The organism is Sandarakinorhabdus sp., from assembly GCF_031422795.1.
Classification (GTDB): domain Bacteria; phylum Pseudomonadota; class Alphaproteobacteria; order Sphingomonadales; family Sphingomonadaceae; genus Sandarakinorhabdus.
Window position 1 is genome coordinate 1 of the sequence record NZ_JANPML010000309.1, and the last position, 15,878, is coordinate 15,878.

The window sequence follows — 15,878 nt, forward strand, 5'->3', positions numbered from 1 at the left end:
ATGATGCCATCAACCGGGGCGCCATTGCCGTCCCAGTTGAATTCGCCGGTGTAGCCGATGTCGAGATTGACCTGATTGGCGACCGTGGTGTTGACCGTGTAGGTCACGTCCGCTGGCGGGGTGAGCAGCGCGCCACCCAGATCGAGGCCGTTGTCGGTCAGCGCGCCGGCATAGTTGAACAGGCGGAAGCTGCCGGTGCCGATGTGCCAGCCGGCCAACGGGTTGACGATCAGCGTGCCGTCGAGCGTGAGATTGCTGTTGCTGATGACAAGATCATTGGTACCGCCAATCACGCCCACGACACCAAGATCGAATTGCGACTGCGCGCCGCCCGACTGGATCAGCGAGCCGACGGTGAGCGTGCCTGCGCCGCCCACACCGGGGCTGAGCGTGCCGCCGCCATCGACGAACAGCTGGTTCGAGATGCTGCCGGTACCGGTGATGGTGGCGCCGTTGTTGACGGCGACGTTGCCCTGCACCGCGCCAGTGACGCTGAGCGTGCCAGCAGCGACTTCAAACACGATGCTCGCCGCGTTTACCGCATTGGCGAGCGTGAGCGTGCCCGCGCCCTGCTTGATGGCGGCGCCGTTGAGCGAGCCATCGAGCAGCACATCATTGCTGCCGGTAGCGACGGTGTAGGCATCAGAGGCAATGCCGTTGATCGCATTGGCTACGGTCATGGCGTTGTCGAAACGCAGCGTCGTGCCGCCAGCCGCAGTCACGGCATCAGCGCCAAGCGCCGCCGCCTGGGTGACCTCCAGCGTGCCGCCATTGATCGACAGGCCGCCGGTGAAGCTGTTGGTGCCCGACAGCACCAAGGTGCCGTCGCCAGCCTTGCTCAGGCCGTTGGTGCCGACCAGATCGACATTGATGGTGGCCGTCGAAGCGGCTGCCACGTCGATGGTGCCGGCATCGGCACCAAGCGTGCCACCGGCCGCCGGATTCAGGGTGTAGCCATCAACGGTGAAGAACAGGGTGGAATAGGTGAAATTGCCATCAACCGACACCTCGCCACCAACATTGGTGAAGAAGGCGCGGGCGTTGTTCTGCCAGGCGACGGTGACGTTGCCGCCCACATCGGTCCAATTGGTGTTGCCGGTATTCCAGGTGCCGGGACCGCCTTCGACCACCGTGTTGCCGAACGGACCATTGCCGTCCCAGTAGAAATCGATCAGCTGGACATCAAGATCGACATTCCCGCCTGCCGTGTTCAGCGTGTAGGTGAAGCCGACCGGCAGCAGGCCCAGATTGGCCGTGCCCGCCAGTGCGCCAGCATAGGTCATCAGGCGATATGTGCCCTGGGTGAAGCCAGGCAGGATGTTGAAGTTGAGCGTGCTGCCGCCCAGATCCAGATTGCCGGCAACGACGATCAGATCGTTGATAGGCGCAGCAGTGTTGATGCTGGGCACACCCAGATCGAACAGGGTGCTGGCGCCAGCACCCAAGGTGAGATTGTTGAGCGTCAGCGTGCCGATTGACGGCGCGGCATTGCGGGCATCGCCAGGCGACAGGTTCGCACCATTGGCGATGGTGGTGGTGCCCGCATCCTGGAAGCCAGTGCCGGCCAGGGTGGCGCCGCTGGCGACGCTGATGTCGTTGGCCATGCGGCCAGTGAGGTTCAGCGTGCCTTCGTTGGCGGCGACGCCGCCGGTGGTTTCGTTGCGGCCGAGCAGCGTCACCGAGGCGTTGGAGATGGTCAGGATGCCGGTGCCGGTCTTGACCAGCGCCAGCGTATCGCCGGCACCGCCATTGGCATCACGCAGGGCGCCGGAAAATTCGACATTGTTGGCACCGGTGTTGATCGCGATCGCCAGCGCTCCTTCACCGATGTGGCTGACAAGGCGGGTGGAAACCACCTGATCGGGCGCAAGGATGGTGATGTCACGGTTGCCGCCTTCGGCGCGGATGCCCGACGACGAATTGACACCTGATGCGTTGGTGATGCCCAGTGTGCCCGAGCGCAGGCGGATCAGGCCGTTGAAGCTGTTGTTGCCGCTGAGCACGACGGTGCCGCCGTTGCCGGCGATCAGATTGACGTCCGGCCCGCCCGAGATATCACCGGCAAAGGTGAAGACCTGGCCGACATCCGGGGTTTCGATCTGCAGCGAAGAACCGTTGAGCTGGAAAGCATTGACCACCGTCAGACCAACGGCCGGGTTGAGCAGGCCAACAAAGCTGGTCTGCGTCTGCGTCACCAGCCCGGTACCAAGCGCGCCGGCATTGCCGAGGAGCAGCCGCCCACCCGACAGGGTGGTGCCGCCGGTGTAATCATTGGCGCCAGTGAGCGTCACCGTGCCCACACCCAGCTTGGTCAGCGAACCGGCACCGGAGATGACGCCGTTCATGGTGAGGCTCTGTGCCGCCGGAGCCGACAGCGTCAGATTGGCCTGCAGCACGACATTATTGTCGAAAACCAGCGGGACAAGACCGGTAGTGGCCAGCGTGCCGTTGCCCGTCACCGTCATGATGCCGCTGCCCAACGCATTGCTGGAACCGATGCGCAGCGTGCCGGCTTCGAGCGTGATCGGACCGGTGGCGTTGGTCAGCGCCAGGCCCGGGTTGAGGTTGGTGATGGTCTGCACGCTGGTGCCGCGTTTGACGATGCCAAGCTGGCCCTGCAACCCGCCATTGAACGTGGTGTTGACCGTGCCATCGATGGTCAGGATGGCAGGACCAGTCGTCGAGGTCACCACGCCGGTCGCATTGCCGAACAGGCCGCGCACGGTCTGGTTGAAACCATTGAGGTCAGCGGTGGCCAGCGTTGCCACCTGGCCAGCTGCCGCCAGCGCCGAATTGGCCGAGAAGGCTGTGGCCGAGCCGGCGATCAGGCGACCGCCTTGCACAGTGGTCTGGCCGCTGTGGGTGTTCACGCCAGCCAGAGTCAGATCATTGGCGCCAAACTTGAGCAGGGTGAAGACGCCGCCACTGTCGGTCAGGTCGCCACTGAAGGACAGCGCCGCGAGGGGGTTGATGCGCAGCGTGCCGTTGGTGACCTCGGTCGGTTCGGTGCCGATCAACCCGGGGAAATTCACAAAATCATTGCGGGAAACGATGAGGCCACCAAGATCGGCCGTCTGGGCTTGCGCCGGCGCCAGCGCGGTGCCGGCCAGCATGAGGGCAGCGACAGAAAAGCCAATCCGGCGCGAGGATCGCGACACGTTGCTGGCACCGACAAAAGCATTGCGGCCAAGCTGATTGATTGCAGACATATTACCCCCGGAGAATGACGTAGAAATCCAAACAGGACGATGCTTACGCCAATCCTACGATTTTGCAATGCCCCCGGTTGCAGGCTATCCACAGGAAACATTGGTAACTTACGGTGAATCCAGTTGAGTTTCAGGATGCGCGGCCCGCGCCCAGGACGTCGCTGCCATTTGCTGCTCGATAGCCACCAGGCGCGGAAAGGCGCCCAGCGACAGTGCAAACCGGCGGGCATTGTACAGTTGCGGCAGCAGGCACAGATCTGCCAGGCTGGGCTGATCGCCATGAAGCCAGGCTCCGCCGAACTGCGCCGAAAACGCCTCCAGACTGGCGAGTCCATCGTGCATCCAATGGTGCAGCCAGCGCGTCATCGCCGCATCATCGGCGCCGAGTTCGCCTTTCAGCCAGCGCTGCACCCGCAGGTTGCCGAGCGGGTGAACATCGGCCGAAATGGTCAGGGCAGCGGCCCGGACCCGCGCCCGGCCCAGCGCATCGGCGGGCAGCAGGGGTGGATCGGGATGAAGCTCGTCCAGATACTCGATGATGGCCAGGCTCTGGGTCAGCACGGCCCCGTCATGTTCCAGCACTGGCACCAGGCCTTGCGGGTTCAGCGCCAGATGGGCGGCGCTGCGCTGGTCGCCCTGCAGCAGGTTCACCGGGGCAATGTTGTGGGGGATGCCCTTCAGCTGCAGCGCCAGCCGCACCCGCCAGGCCGCCGTGGAGCGCCAATAGCTGTGGAGGGTCATCATTTCTTGTGGAAGGGATTGCGTCCGCCGCGGAAGCTCAGCCGGATCGGCAGACCGGCAAAATCAAGATCGCTCGACAGGCTGTTGGTAAGATAGCGCGCATAGCTGGCCGGCAGCCCTTCGGTGCGATTGCCGAACACCACGAACGTGGGTGGCCGCGTCGCCACCTGCGTCACATAACGCAGCTTGATGCGCACGCCGCCCGGCGCCGGCGGCGGGTTGCGGTCGCTGGCGGTTTCGAACCAGCGGTTGAGCGCCGACGTCGGCACCCGGCGCGACCAGCGTTGGCGCGTTGTCATGGCCACTTCGATCAGCGTGTCGAGGCCCTTGCCGGTGGCGCCCGAACAGGTGAGCAGCGGCACGCCCTTCACCTGGCTCAGCCCGTCGTCCAGCGCCCGGCGCACGCCCTGGAACAGCCGGCTCTGATCGTGGGCGGCATCCCATTTGTTGAGCGCGATGATCAGCGCCCGGCCTTCGGAAAGCACCTTGTCGGCAATGCGCAGATCCTGCGCTTCAAGACCCAGGGTGGAATCGAGCAGCAGCACCACCACCTCGGCAAAATCGATGGCGAGCTTGGTGTCGGCGGCCGACAGCTTCTCCAGCTTTTCCGTCACCTTGGCGCGCTTGCGCAAGCCCGCCGTATCGATCAGGCGCACCGCCTGCACAGTGCCGTCACGGTCCAGCCAGTCCCAATCGATGGCGATACTGTCGCGGGTGATGCCGGCTTCCGGCCCGGTAACAAGGCGCTGTTCGCCCAGCAATTTGTTGATCAGCGTCGATTTGCCGGCATTGGGTCGGCCGACGATGGCAAGCTTCAAGGGGCCGGCAGGCGGCTCGGGCAGTTCACTATCCTCGTCGGCAGGCGCGCCCTCATCATCGTCGGCGGCCGGTTCAGCCGGCTTTTCAGCCAGGAACGGCGCCAGCGCCTGATAAAGATCAGCCAGGCCCAGGCCGTGTTCGGCCGACAGCCCGATGGGTTCGCCAAAGCCCAGCTCATGGCCTTCATTGATGCCGGTTTCGGCCTGCATGCCTTCCGCCTTGTTGGCGACCAGCACCATCGGCACACCGCTGCGGCGCAGCCAGGCGGCGAAATGCCGATCCATCGGAGTCACGCCGGCGCGGGCATCATAAACCAGCAGGGCGACGGTGGCGCGGCCAACGGCAGCTTCGGTCTGGGCACGCATGCGGCCCGACAGGCTTTCCTCGCTGCCGTCTTCAAAACCGGCGGTATCGACCGCAACGAAGTTCAGATCGAACAGGCTGGCCCTGCCTTCGCGGCGGTCACGGGTGACGCCGGGCTGATCGTCGACCAGCGCAAGGCGGCGGCCAACCAGCCGGTTGAACAAGGTGGATTTGCCGACATTGGGCCGGCCAACGATGGCCACGCGCGGCGCATCGACGTTGAAATCAAGAATGTTGCCAGAAGAAGATGCAGTGCTCATCCGCAGCGCCTTACCAGCGCTGGCGGCTTAACGATAGGCCGTCAGCGAACCATCGTCGGTGAGCATGTACATCATGCCGCCTGCGACCACCGGCGGCAGATAGGCCGGCGCCTTCAGCTTGATGCTGGCCACGCGTTTGCCTTCATAGGCATCGATCGCCACCAGTTCGCGATTGGAATTGGCCACCCACAGCCGTTCGCTGGCCAACACTGGCCCGGCCCACAGGATGGGGCCCTTCTGCGTGCCCGGCTTGCCGTTCTTGCCCGGCTTGTCCTTGCGGAAGCGCGCCAGCCGGCTGACCCAGCGCAGCTTGCCTTCGCTGCGGGTGATGCACAGCACTTCGCCATCCACCGTGACAAGATAGAGGAATTCACCGGCAGCCCACGGCGTCCACACGCCAGCGAAATTGCGTTCCCACACGCGCTGGCCGGTTGCCAGTTCCAGCGCCACCATGCGGCCGCCATGGCCCACGGCAAACACCCGGCCGCGATCAATGACGGGCGAACCATCGATATCGGCCAGCGCCGCCATCGCCGTCGAGCGCCCGGTGCGGGCCAACTGATCTTCCCAAACGGTGCGGCCATTTTCGCCGCGCAGCGCCTTCAACTCGCCTGAGCAGAAGCCGGCCACCACGGTATCAAGCGACACCGCGGGCGCGCCGGTGCCCAGAATGCAGGCCGGCTCCACCGTGCCGGGCACGGTCCAGCTGACGTCGCCGGTGGCGCCGTCGAGCGCATGCAGTTGATTGTCCTGGCTCAGGAAAAACACCCGCGAGCCCGAAACACTTGGCGCACCGCGCAGCGGCTGCACCAGCGGGCGTTCCCACAATTGCTTGCCGCTTTGGGCATCATAGGCCAACGCCAGGCCATAGCCGGTGGCAACATAAACCCGGCCATCGCCATAGGCGACGCCGCCGCCAAAGGCCGCCCGGCTGCCGCGCTTGGGAATTTTCACGGCGGCGCGCCAGACCACGGCGCCGGTTTTGGCATCAAAGGCGCTGACCTGCCCGCCAATATCGACGGTAAAGACCTTGCCGCCGCCAACCACCGGCGCGGCATTCAGGCGGGCGGTGCCGCTGCTGCCCTTGCCGATGCTGGCGCTCCAAGCCTGCGCCGGCTGTTCGGCCAGCACAAGGTGGCCGCCAACTTTCGCGGCCGAACCGCCCGGTTGGGCCCATTCCGCATTGGTTTCCGGCGCTGGCAATACAATGGCCAGATCCTTCAGCTCGGTTTCGGCTTCAACGCGGGTTTCAAAACTCAGGATCGGAATGCGCTCCCCGATCGTCGGGGTGCGGCTGTTCTTGCCCTTCTTGAACGCGCCGCAATTGGCCAACGCAAGGCTGGCCATCAGCAGGATTGATGCGGTGCGGACTGTGCTGCGCTTGTTCACCTGGGTTTCCTCACTGCGCCGGCTGGGCATTGATGCCCAGCGTCGCGATATCCACCCCGGCGGCAATCGCCAGCTGCGCGGCACGGGTCCGCAAGGACGGGCTGAGCAGCTCATCCTTGGCCAGCGCGATCACGATCGGCTTGGCCAGTTCCGGCTTGCCATCCTTGAAATACGCCACGGCCACCAATTCGCCGGCCACGCCGAACCAGGCATTGCCCGGCACTGCCAACGGCTTCAGCTTGGCCACCACCTCGGCAGGGCGCATCTGATCAAATCCAACGCGCACCGCCTTCACCAGCGCGGCATCGCGCAGCGGCTGCGGCAGCGCGCTGTCGTTGGCCACGGCTTCATACAGGCCGCGCGCCTTGGGCTTGTCGCCGCCGGCCAGCGCATCATTGGCCAGCACCATGCGCGCCAGCCCGGAATAGGCGCCAGGGCCATCGCGGGTCATGGCTTCCAGCACCGGGCGGGCGCGGGCGCCTTCACCCACTTCCAGCTGCTCGATGGCCCGGGTCAGCGCTGCACCGGCATCACCAGCGGCCTTTGCCTGCCGGTCCTGCCAGAACAGCCAACCGGCCAGCCCGGCCAGAGCCAAAATCAGGATCGCGATGGCCGCCGTGCCAAACCGCTTCCACAGGTTCGCCAGCTGCGAACGACGATATTCCTCGTCCACTTCGCGCAGGAAGGCATCTTCAGGTTTGGCAGGCGTGTTGGCCAAGATCGTCAAGCTCCTCAGGCGTGGGAATGGCACCGCCACTCTTGCCGGGGCGTGAATGCCCGACAGCGCATCAAAGGTAAAGACTTACCGATACAGCTGCGCATCACCTGGAAAACGCCGTTCGCGCACGGCGCCGGCATAACGGGCGGCCGCATCGGATATGCGCGCAGCAAGATCGTCAAAGCGTTCGACGAAACGCGGCACCCGTTCGAACATGCCCAGCATGTCGTCCACCACCAGCACCTGGCCATCGCAGGTGGGTGATGCGCCAATGCCGATCGTCGGGCAGGCCACCGCTTGCGTGATGGCGACGGCCAGCGATTCCACCACGCCTTCCACCACCAATGCGAAACAGCCAGCGTCGGCCACGGCCTTGGCATCATCCAATATCTTGGCCGCTTCCGCCTCACTGCGCCCGCGCGCGCCATAACCGCCCAGCGTATTGACCGCCTGCGGGGTGAGGCCAACATGGGCCATCACCGGGATGCCGCGTTCGCTGAGGAATTTGATCGTCGGCGCCATCACGGCACCGCCTTCCAGCTTCACCGCCGCCGCGCCGGTTTCCTGCATCACGCGGGCCGCCGTGCGAAAGGCCGCCTCCGGGCTTTCTTCGTAGGTGCCAAACGGCAGATCGATCACCACCACGCTGCGATAGCTGCCGCGCACCACGGCAGCACCGTGGGCGATCATCATGTCCAGCGTCACCTTCACCGTGGTGTCGAGGCCATAGATCACCTGCCCCAGCGAATCGCCGACCAGCAGCAGATCGCAATGCGGATCCAGCAGCTGCGCCATGCGCGCCGTGTAGGCGGTGAGCATGACGATGGGTTCGCCGCCCCCACCTTTGGCCTTGCGTTTCTGGATGGCAGGCACCGTCAACCGCCGCACCGGCTCCGGCACCGGATGGGCGCGGCTGGTGGCGGTATCAAGCGTGAAGGTGGTGCTCATGGCTGCCGGCTTTACGCCGGCAGCCTCGATTCCTCAACCAAACAGCTTGGCCGCTGTCTTGGCGATCAATTCACCCTGATGACGGGCGCCAGCCAGTTCCGTCTCGCTGGGTTGGCGGCTGCCGTCGCCGCCGGCGATGGTTGTGGCGCCATAGGGCGCACCGCCGACCACTTCATCAATCCGCATCTGGCCTTGGTGGCTGTAAGGCAGGCCAACGATGGTCAGGCCGAAGTGCATTAGGTTGGTGATGATCGAGAACAAGGTGGTTTCATTGCCACCATGCTGGCTGGCGCTACTGGTGAAGGCGCCGCCCACCTTGCCGTTGAGCGCGCCGGTTGCCCACAATTTGCCGGCGCCATCGAAGAACGCCGCCAACTGGCCGGGCATGCGGCCAAAGCGGGTTGGCGCGCCAACGATGATGGCGTCATAGCCCGGCAGATCATCGACGCTGGCCACTGCGGCGGCCTGATCGGTCTTGAAATGCGCCGAGGCTGCCACGGCATCGGGCACGGTTTCCGGCACGCGCTTGATGTCCACCTGCGCGCCGGCGGCGCGGGCACCATCGGCCATGGCCTGCGCCATCGCTTCGATATGGCCATAGCTGGAATAATAGAGAACCAGAACCTTGGGCATTGTCGTCACTCCCTGATGGCCGGTGCAGCCGGCATGCCGTGTGGTTTAGGCTCTCGCATTCTTCCCGAAAATCTGGATAATATCGAAATCACTGTTCAAGATTATCGATATGCAGATCGGCACCCCAACCCTCGATCAACTGGCCGTGCTGACGGCCATCGCCGATCACGGCAGCCTGGCCGCGGCCGGGCGAGCACTTGGCCGCGCCACTTCGGTGATCGCCTATCAGCTGGACGGACTGGAGGCGCAACTGGGCTTGGCCGTTTTCACGCGCGGAACCACCAAGCGCCCGCGGCTTACCGATGCTGGCCGGCTGGTGCTGGCCCATGCCCGCGATACGCTGGACACTGTCAGCGCGCTGAAGGCAGGGGTGGCGGCGCTGAGCGAGGGCCAGGAAGCGGAACTGTCGCTTGCCGTCAGCGTGATGTTCCCGATCGACACGCTGGTGGCCGCACTCACGGCCCTGCAGGCGCATTTTCCCACGCTCGCCGTGCGGCTGCATGTCGAAGCGTTGGGTGCCGTGCAGGCGCGGTTGTTCGACGGCTCGGCAACGCTGGCGATTGGTGGCGCTATGGACGGCGTCAACGAACGGCTGGTGCAGCGCGCGCTGGCCGGCGTGCCGCTGGTGCCAGTCGCCGCCCCCGGCCATCCGCTGACACAGCAGGACGTGCCGCCCGGCGCCGCGCAGCGCCACCTGCAGCTGGTGCTCACCGACCGCTCGCGCTTGACCGAGGGCAAGGATTTCGGCGTGCTGTCCCCACGCAGCTGGCGGCTGGGCGACATGAGCGCCAAACATGCGTTGCTGAAGGCCGGCGCCGGCTGGGGCAACATGCCGGTGCCGATGGTGGCCGACGATCTGGCAGCGGGGCGATTGGTGCGGCTGGCCCTGCCCGATTGGCCGGGCACCACCTACCCGATCGCCCTGCTGCACCGCCCTGATCACACGCCCGGCCCGGCGGCCCGCTGGCTGATGGAATGGCTGGCCCGCTTTACAGGCTGAAATCCCCAATCAATAGTGCGTAATCGCCGGCGCGTGATCGGCAACACCAAGGGGACGATCAGCATGGCAGCAGCTGCAGCGGAACTTCCCGACAAGCCGGGCTTGGGAACGCGCATTGCCTATGGCTTTGGCGCCGGCGCCTATGGCGTCAAGGATGGCGGCTTCAGCTATTTCCTGCTGCTCTTCTACAGCCAGGTGATCGGGGTGGATGCGCGGCTGGTGGGCCTGGCCATCACCATCGCGCTGGTGATCGATGCGGTTGCCGATCCGATCATTGGCTACTGGTCTGATAATCTGCGCTCGCGCTGGGGGCGACGGCACCCCTTCCTTTATGCTTCGGCGCTGCCCACGGCAGCCACCTATTTCCTGATCTGGGATCCGCCGGCCGGCTGGTCGCAGACTTCGCTGTTCTGGTATCTGCTGGGCCTGGCCACGCTGATCCGCATCAGCATCAGTTTCTATGAAATCCCCAGCACCGCGCTCGGGCCGGAACTGGCGCGCAGCTATGATGAACGCAGTGCGCTGTTCGGCTGGCGGCTGTTCTTTGGCTGGGTGATCGGCAGCATCATGACGGTGGCGAATTTCACCCTGATCTTCCCGGCCTTTGCCACAGCGGCCATCCCCAACGGCCAGTTCAACCGCGATTCCTATCAGCTTTATGGCATGATCGCTTCGGCGCTGATCTTCGTGGCGATCATGGTTTCCGCGCTGGGCACGCACAGCCACATCAAGCATCTGCGCGCCGCCCAGGCAAAGCGCGCGCTGGGCCTGAAGGCGATCTTCAGCGAGATTTTCGAAACCATCGCCAATCGCGATTTCTCCGCGCTGTTCATGGCGGCGCTCTTCGGCGCCATCGCCACTGGCATCTCGGCCTCGCTCAGCTTCTATTTCTCCGCCTATTTCTGGGGTTTCAGTTCCGAACAGATCGGACTGATCACCATGAGCGTGTTCCTTTCCGCCGCCATCGGCGGGGCGATGTCACCGGTGGTCAGCCGCACGCTCGGCAAGCAGCGCGGGGCCGTGCTGATCGGGTTGCTGGCCGGGCTCGTGCTGCCGCTGCCGATCATCCTGCGCCTGTTCGGGCTGCTGCCGCCCAACGGCGATCCGGCGATCTTCTGGATCGTGTTTTTCGTCACCATGATCGATATCGGCCTGATCATCTGTTTCCAGGCGCTCACCGCCTCGATGCTCGCTGATCTGGTGGAACAGGCCGAAGTGCGCACCGGCCGGCGCAACGAGGGCATTTTCTTTGCCGCCAACACCTTCATCCGCAAGGCTGTGCAGGGCCTGGGCGTAATGGCGGCCAGCTTTGTGCTGACCCTGGCGCAATTCCCCAAGGGCGCCAATCCGAGCCAAGTGCCGGAATCCAGCCTGTGGCAGCTGGGCGCGACCTATGTGCCGGCCATCTGGCTGGTATGGGCGCTGATGATCTTCGCCGTCTCGCGCTATCGCCTCAGCCGCAGCGGCCACGAGGATAATCTGCGCACGCTGGCCGAACGGAACGCCTGATCAGCGCGCTGCCATTTCCATCACCACATGCCATTCGTCATCGGTGATCGGCACCACCGACAGGCGGAACTGGCGGAACATCGCCATGCCGGCAAGGCGCGGCTCGGCCTTCATTTCGGCCAGCGTCACGGCGCGCGGCATCGGCGCCTTGGGGCCGACCAGCACCGCCGGAAACCGCCCCTTGGGGTCGCTGGGATCGATGAAATGTTCGCCCACGACCTGGGCGATGCCAACGATGCACAGGCCTTCGTTGGAATGATAGAAGAACAACTCGTCGCCGTTCTTCATCGAACGCAGATAGATCGCGGCCTGATTATTGCGCACCCCGTCCCACGCGGTCTGGCCGTCCTTGTTCAACTGTTCCCAGCTGTATTTGAACGGTTCGGATTTCACCAGCCAGCGCGCCATCTCAGAGCGCTCCTGCCCAGGAGTCCGGCTTGAAGCCGATCAGGGCCACGCCTTCCCCTTCAACGATGGGCCGCTTGATCATCGACGGATTGGCCCGCATCAGCACCATCGCCTTGTCCGCATCCAGCCCGTGCTTGTCCGCCTCCGGCAGCGCCTTGAAGGTGGTGCCGGCGCGGTTCAACACCGTCTCCCAGCCCCAGCGCGCCACCCAGCGGGCCAGCGCGTCGGCCGGCACACCAGCTTTCTTGTAATCATGGAAATCATGGGCCTTGCCGCGTTCGGTCAGGAACGTGCGCGCCTTTTTTACGGTGTCGCAATTGGGAATGCCATACAGGATCATGCCCGCCTCCATGCCAAGCCGCGCGCGCTCTGCCAAGCCGCCTGCGACAGGCTGGCCGCTGCCGCCGGCGCTGCGGCTGTCCTACATGACGGTGCCGGGTTATGGTGACGGCAATCGACGCTCAGGGCAGCCCGGCTTCGAAAACCGCCCAGATGCGTCAAAAGTGTCAAATCGGAAGCTGGCAATTCGTGATGGAAATCGTCTGGTTCAAGCGGGATTTGCGGGTGCATGATCATGCGCCGCTCGCTGCCGCGTGCACAAGCGGCCGGCCGGTGCTGCCGCTTTACATCGTCGAGCCGGAGCTGTGGCAGCAGCCGGACGCCAGCGGGCGGCAGTTTGAATTTCTGTGCGAAAGCCTGGCCGATCTCGACCGCAGCCTGACCGCGCGCGGCGGGCGGCTAGTGGTGCGGGTGGGCGATGCTTGCCAAGTGCTGCACGATCTGCACGCGGCGCACGGCATCACGGCCATCCACGCGCACGAAGAAACCGGCAATCTGTGGAGCTTTGCGCGCGACAAGGCGGTGCGGCGTTGGGCGCGGGCCGCGGGTGTGCCGGTGATCGAAGCGCGCCAGCATGGCGTCTGGAGGGCGCTGAACAATCGCAACGGCTGGGCGGCGCGGTGGGAGGCGATGATGCGCAGCCCGCGCTTGCCCGCGCCCGCGACGATCCGCATGGCCGATGTGGCAGGCGATGCGCTGCCCGGCGCTGCAGCGTTGGGGCTGGTGCCCGATCCGTGCCAGCGCCAGCCTGGCGGCCGCCGCGCCGGGCTGGAATTGCTCAAAAGCTTTCTCAACCAGCGCGGCCGGCCGTATCGCGCAGCCATGTCGGCGCCTGATAGCGGCGCAGACCATTGTTCCCGCCTGTCGCCGCATCTCGCGCTGGGCACGATCAGCATGCGGGAGGCGTTTCAGGCCGCGCTCGTTGCCCGCCAGCGCTGGACAGAAGCCGGCGACGGCGTGTTTGTCCGTTCCATCGAATCGTTCATCAGCCGGCTGCACTGGCACTGCCACTTCATTCAAAAGATGGAGGATGCGCCCTGGCTGGAAGCGCACTGCCTGCACCCGGCCTATGCCGCCCTGCCCAACCATGATGCGGCGCGGCTGGCAGCCTGGGTGGAGGGGCGCACCGGCTGGCCGTTCGTTGATGCCTGCATGCGCAGCCTTGCCGCCACCGGCTGGCTGAATTTTCGCATGCGCGCCATGGTGATGGCGGTGGCGAGTTATCATCTGCGGCTGGATTGGCGGCACAGCGGTGCAGTGCTGGCAAGGCTGTTCACCGATTACGAACCGGGCATCCACTGGCCGCAAGTGCAGATGCAATCGGGCACCACCGGCACCAACATCCCGCGCATCTATAATCCCATCAAGCAGGGGCATGATCAGGATCCGGATGGCCATTTCGTGCGGCGCTGGATGCCAGAACTGGCGCATCTGCCGACGCCCTGGCTGCATGAACCCTGGCTGGCCGAAGTGCGCCCGGATTATCCCGCGCCGCTCGTCGATCATGAACAGGCAGCACGCACCGCCAAGGCCGCCATCACCGCTATCCGCCACGATCCGGCGCACGCGGCGCCAGCCCGTGCCATTGTGCAGCGTCACGGTAGCCGCCGCGCTGGATTGCCTTCCACCGAGCGCCGCCGCAAAACGCCGGTTGTAACCAATCAAGGACAGCTTGATCTGTAATGGACGGCAATCCCATCACGCCCGCCGGCATGGCGGCCCTGCGCGCCCGTTACGAGCAACTGCTCCACACGGACCGGCCGGCCATTGTCGAAGTGGTGCGCTGGGCCGCCGGCAATGGCGATCGCAGCGAGAACGGTGATTATATCTATGGCCGCAAACGGCTGCGCGAAATTGACCGCGAGTTGGGCCATCTCGCCAAGCGCATGGCGGCGGCCCGCGTGATCGACCCGGCCCGGCAATCCGAGCGCGATCGCGTGTTGTTCGGCTGTTCGGTGGAGATCGCCGATGATGACGACAACCGCCGCACCCTGACGCTGGTAGGCGATGACGAACAGGACGCGGGCCTGAGCAAGATCGGTTGGAGCGCGCCCATCGTGCGCGCGCTGCGCGGGGCCAAGGTGGGCGATGTCCGTCGGGTTGCCCTACCCGGCGGCGAGAAGAATTGGGAAGTGCTGGCGATCAGTTGGCCCGACGCCTAAATTTGTTTGCGCGTAATCGCCGCTGCCAACAGCACCAGCCCCAGGAAGCCGAGGCTGGCCCAGAACTGCGGTGCCAGTTCCGGCGTGAGCGCCATGGCCGCCAGCACGCCCGCCATGGCCGCAACCGCCACAAACCGGCCCCAGCTCAGAAAGCCGCCGCCCACCCCCAGCCGGATCGCCGCAATCACCACCAGTGAATAGACAAACAACATGGTGGCGCCCGAAGCATTGACCAGGAAGGCAAACACCAGCGACGGCGACAGCACGGAGGCAAAGACGCAGGCCAGCCCCACCAACGTGCAGGCGATAATGGAACGAGCCGGCACGCCGCGGCCATCAACCGCCACGCTCCAGCGCGGTGCATCGCCATTGGCGGCCAGCGTGAACAGCGCCCGGCTGGCGACATAGATGGAGGAATTGAGGCACGACAGCACGGCCACCAGCACCAACAGGTTCATCATCAGCGCCGTGCCCGGCACGCCGATCACATCCAGCGCGGCGGCAAACGGCGATTGGCCGGCCACGATGCTGCGCCACGGCACGATGCAGACGATCAGGCTGATGGCACCGATATAGAAAATGCTGATGCGCAGGATGAGCGTGCTGGCCATCTTGGCGACCAGTTCCGCTGAATCCTCGGCTTCGGCAGCGGCCACGGTAACGATCTCGGCCCCCACCAATGCAAAGATCACCGTGGTGACGCCGGCAATCACGGCGCCCCAACCCATCGGCGCCAGCCCGCCATCGTTGGTGAGATTGGCCACCCCGCTGGACGCCGGCGACCCGAACAGGAACACGCTGCAAATGATGATGAACAGCGCGATGGCCACCACCTTGATAGTGGAAAACCAGAATTCGAATTCGCCGAAACTGCGCGCCGAAAGCAGGTTGGAACCGGCCATCAACAAGGTGAGCACGGTGCCGATCAGCCACACCGGCAGATCGACCCACAGCGCGACAATCCCGGCGCCGGCAATCGCTTCGATGCCGATGACAATCGCCCAGAAATACCAGTAGAGCCAGCCGGCGGTGAACCCGGCCCAGCGGCCCAGCCCGGCGCGCGCATATTCGGTGAAGGTGCCGGCGTGCGGCAGGGCCAGGGCCAGCGCCGCAATCACCCGCATCACCACCAGCACGATGGCCCCGGCCAATGCATAGCTGATCACCACGGCCGGGCCTATCGTGGCGATGGCGGCGCTGCTGCCGACAAACAGGCCCGCCCCGATGACCCCGCCCAGCGTGATCATGGTGACATGCCGCCGCTTCAGCGTGCGCGCCAGGGCCGGAATTGGGGTTGGGGTCATGGTGGTATCGGTCATTATCGCCCCTCTGGTGCCCGGCACCGCTGCACAGGCATCCTTAGGGTGTTCGCCGACGCCC

General features: G+C 65.1%; 14 protein-coding genes. 4 read left to right on the forward strand and 10 right to left on the reverse strand.

The window, feature by feature from the left end; translation table 11 throughout:
• The 7 genes from RMO81_RS11105 to wrbA all read right to left on the reverse strand — a co-directional run.
• The coding region (locus RMO81_RS11105; RefSeq protein ID WP_310475927.1) for an autotransporter-associated beta strand repeat-containing protein at positions 1-3,209 on the reverse strand (3,209 nt) is incomplete at its 3' end.
• Positions 3,210-3,317: 108 nt separating this feature from the next.
• Positions 3,318-3,953, reverse strand: coding sequence for a maleylacetoacetate isomerase (maiA, locus tag RMO81_RS11110; protein ID WP_310475928.1), 636 nt, complete (start codon positions 3,951-3,953; stop codon positions 3,318-3,320).
• Positions 3,950-5,392: a ribosome biogenesis GTPase Der gene (gene der, locus RMO81_RS11115; protein WP_310475929.1), complete on the reverse strand. Its 1,443-nt coding sequence runs from the start codon at positions 5,390-5,392 to the stop codon at positions 3,950-3,952. The genes maiA and der overlap by 4 nt, the downstream gene beginning before the upstream one ends.
• Positions 5,393-5,419: 27 nt before the next feature.
• Positions 5,420-6,811: a PQQ-binding-like beta-propeller repeat protein gene (locus RMO81_RS11120; RefSeq protein ID WP_310475931.1), complete on the reverse strand. Its 1,392-nt coding sequence runs from the start codon at positions 6,809-6,811 to the stop codon at positions 5,420-5,422.
• Complete coding sequence (locus RMO81_RS11125; protein WP_310475932.1) at positions 6,792-7,499, reverse strand: tetratricopeptide repeat protein; 708 nt, start codon at positions 7,497-7,499, stop codon at positions 6,792-6,794. The genes RMO81_RS11120 and RMO81_RS11125 overlap by 20 nt, the downstream gene beginning before the upstream one ends.
• 84 nt (positions 7,500-7,583) lie before the next feature.
• Entirely contained in the window at positions 7,584-8,447 is an 864-nt protein-coding gene (gene panB / locus RMO81_RS11130) for a 3-methyl-2-oxobutanoate hydroxymethyltransferase (protein WP_310475934.1), read from the reverse strand.
• Between the two features lie 33 nt (positions 8,448-8,480).
• Positions 8,481-9,080, reverse strand: coding sequence for an NAD(P)H:quinone oxidoreductase (gene wrbA, locus RMO81_RS11135; RefSeq protein WP_310475935.1), 600 nt, complete (start codon positions 9,078-9,080; stop codon positions 8,481-8,483).
• A gap of 109 nt (positions 9,081-9,189) precedes the next feature.
• On the opposite strand from wrbA, the gene RMO81_RS11140 reads away from it, so the two are divergent.
• The gene (locus RMO81_RS11140; protein ID WP_310475936.1) at positions 9,190-10,080 is read left to right on the forward strand and encodes a LysR family transcriptional regulator; all 891 of its coding nucleotides are present in this window, start codon (positions 9,190-9,192) and stop codon (positions 10,078-10,080) included.
• 63 nt (positions 10,081-10,143) lie between these two features.
• Complete coding sequence (locus RMO81_RS11145) at positions 10,144-11,589, forward strand: MFS transporter (RefSeq protein ID WP_310475937.1); 1,446 nt, start codon at positions 10,144-10,146, stop codon at positions 11,587-11,589.
• Here the strand turns inward: RMO81_RS11145 and RMO81_RS11150 are convergent, their stop codons facing one another.
• Positions 11,590-11,997, reverse strand: a complete 408-nt coding sequence (locus tag RMO81_RS11150) for an EVE domain-containing protein (RefSeq protein ID WP_310475938.1) — start codon at positions 11,995-11,997, stop codon at positions 11,590-11,592.
• 1 nt (position 11,998) lies between these two features.
• The gene (locus tag RMO81_RS11155; RefSeq protein ID WP_310475940.1) at positions 11,999-12,337 is read right to left on the reverse strand and encodes an arsenate reductase; all 339 of its coding nucleotides are present in this window, start codon (positions 12,335-12,337) and stop codon (positions 11,999-12,001) included.
• Positions 12,338-12,528: 191 nt separating this feature from the next.
• Here RMO81_RS11155 and RMO81_RS11160 point away from each other — a divergent pair, with 191 nt between their 5' ends.
• Together RMO81_RS11160 and RMO81_RS11165 are read left to right on the forward strand one after the other, a co-directional pair.
• Positions 12,529-14,019, forward strand: a complete 1,491-nt coding sequence (locus RMO81_RS11160) for a deoxyribodipyrimidine photo-lyase (RefSeq protein ID WP_310475941.1) — start codon at positions 12,529-12,531, stop codon at positions 14,017-14,019.
• Positions 14,019-14,498, forward strand: a complete 480-nt coding sequence (locus RMO81_RS11165; protein WP_310475943.1) for a GreA/GreB family elongation factor — start codon at positions 14,019-14,021, stop codon at positions 14,496-14,498. The genes RMO81_RS11160 and RMO81_RS11165 overlap by 1 nt, the downstream gene beginning before the upstream one ends.
• Here RMO81_RS11165 and RMO81_RS11170 read toward each other — a convergent pair.
• Positions 14,495-15,817 carry an amino acid permease gene (locus RMO81_RS11170; RefSeq protein ID WP_310475944.1) on the reverse strand — a complete coding sequence of 441 codons (1,323 nt, stop codon included), beginning with the start codon at positions 15,815-15,817 and terminating at the stop codon, positions 14,495-14,497. The two genes, RMO81_RS11165 and RMO81_RS11170, sit on opposite strands and share 4 nt — an antisense overlap.
• Between the last annotated feature and the right edge of the window lie 61 nt (positions 15,818-15,878).

What these genes read in the sequence shown, in the direction of transcription:
- maiA (WP_310475928.1), bottom strand. Translation starts at nt 3,953, where the DNA reads ATGATGACCCTCCACAGCTATTGGCGCTCCACGGCGGCCTGGCGGGTG.
- der (WP_310475929.1), bottom strand. Translation starts at nt 5,392, where the DNA reads ATGAGCACTGCATCTTCTTCTGGCAACATTCTTGATTTCAACGTCGAT.
- RMO81_RS11120 (WP_310475931.1), bottom strand. Translation starts at nt 6,811, where the DNA reads ATGCCCAGCCGGCGCAGTGAGGAAACCCAGGTGAACAAGCGCAGCACA.
- panB (WP_310475934.1), bottom strand. Translation starts at nt 8,447, where the DNA reads ATGAGCACCACCTTCACGCTTGATACCGCCACCAGCCGCGCCCATCCG.
- wrbA (WP_310475935.1), bottom strand. Translation starts at nt 9,080, where the DNA reads ATGCCCAAGGTTCTGGTTCTCTATTATTCCAGCTATGGCCATATCGAA.
- RMO81_RS11140 (WP_310475936.1), top strand. Translation starts at nt 9,190, where the DNA reads ATGCAGATCGGCACCCCAACCCTCGATCAACTGGCCGTGCTGACGGCC.
- RMO81_RS11145 (WP_310475937.1), top strand. Translation starts at nt 10,144, where the DNA reads ATGGCAGCAGCTGCAGCGGAACTTCCCGACAAGCCGGGCTTGGGAACG.
- RMO81_RS11150 (WP_310475938.1), bottom strand. Translation starts at nt 11,997, where the DNA reads ATGGCGCGCTGGCTGGTGAAATCCGAACCGTTCAAATACAGCTGGGAA.
- RMO81_RS11155 (WP_310475940.1), bottom strand. Translation starts at nt 12,337, where the DNA reads ATGATCCTGTATGGCATTCCCAATTGCGACACCGTAAAAAAGGCGCGC.
- RMO81_RS11160 (WP_310475941.1), top strand. Translation starts at nt 12,529, where the DNA reads ATGGAAATCGTCTGGTTCAAGCGGGATTTGCGGGTGCATGATCATGCG.
- RMO81_RS11165 (WP_310475943.1), top strand. Translation starts at nt 14,019, where the DNA reads ATGGACGGCAATCCCATCACGCCCGCCGGCATGGCGGCCCTGCGCGCC.
- RMO81_RS11170 (WP_310475944.1), bottom strand. Translation starts at nt 15,817, where the DNA reads ATGACCGATACCACCATGACCCCAACCCCAATTCCGGCCCTGGCGCGC.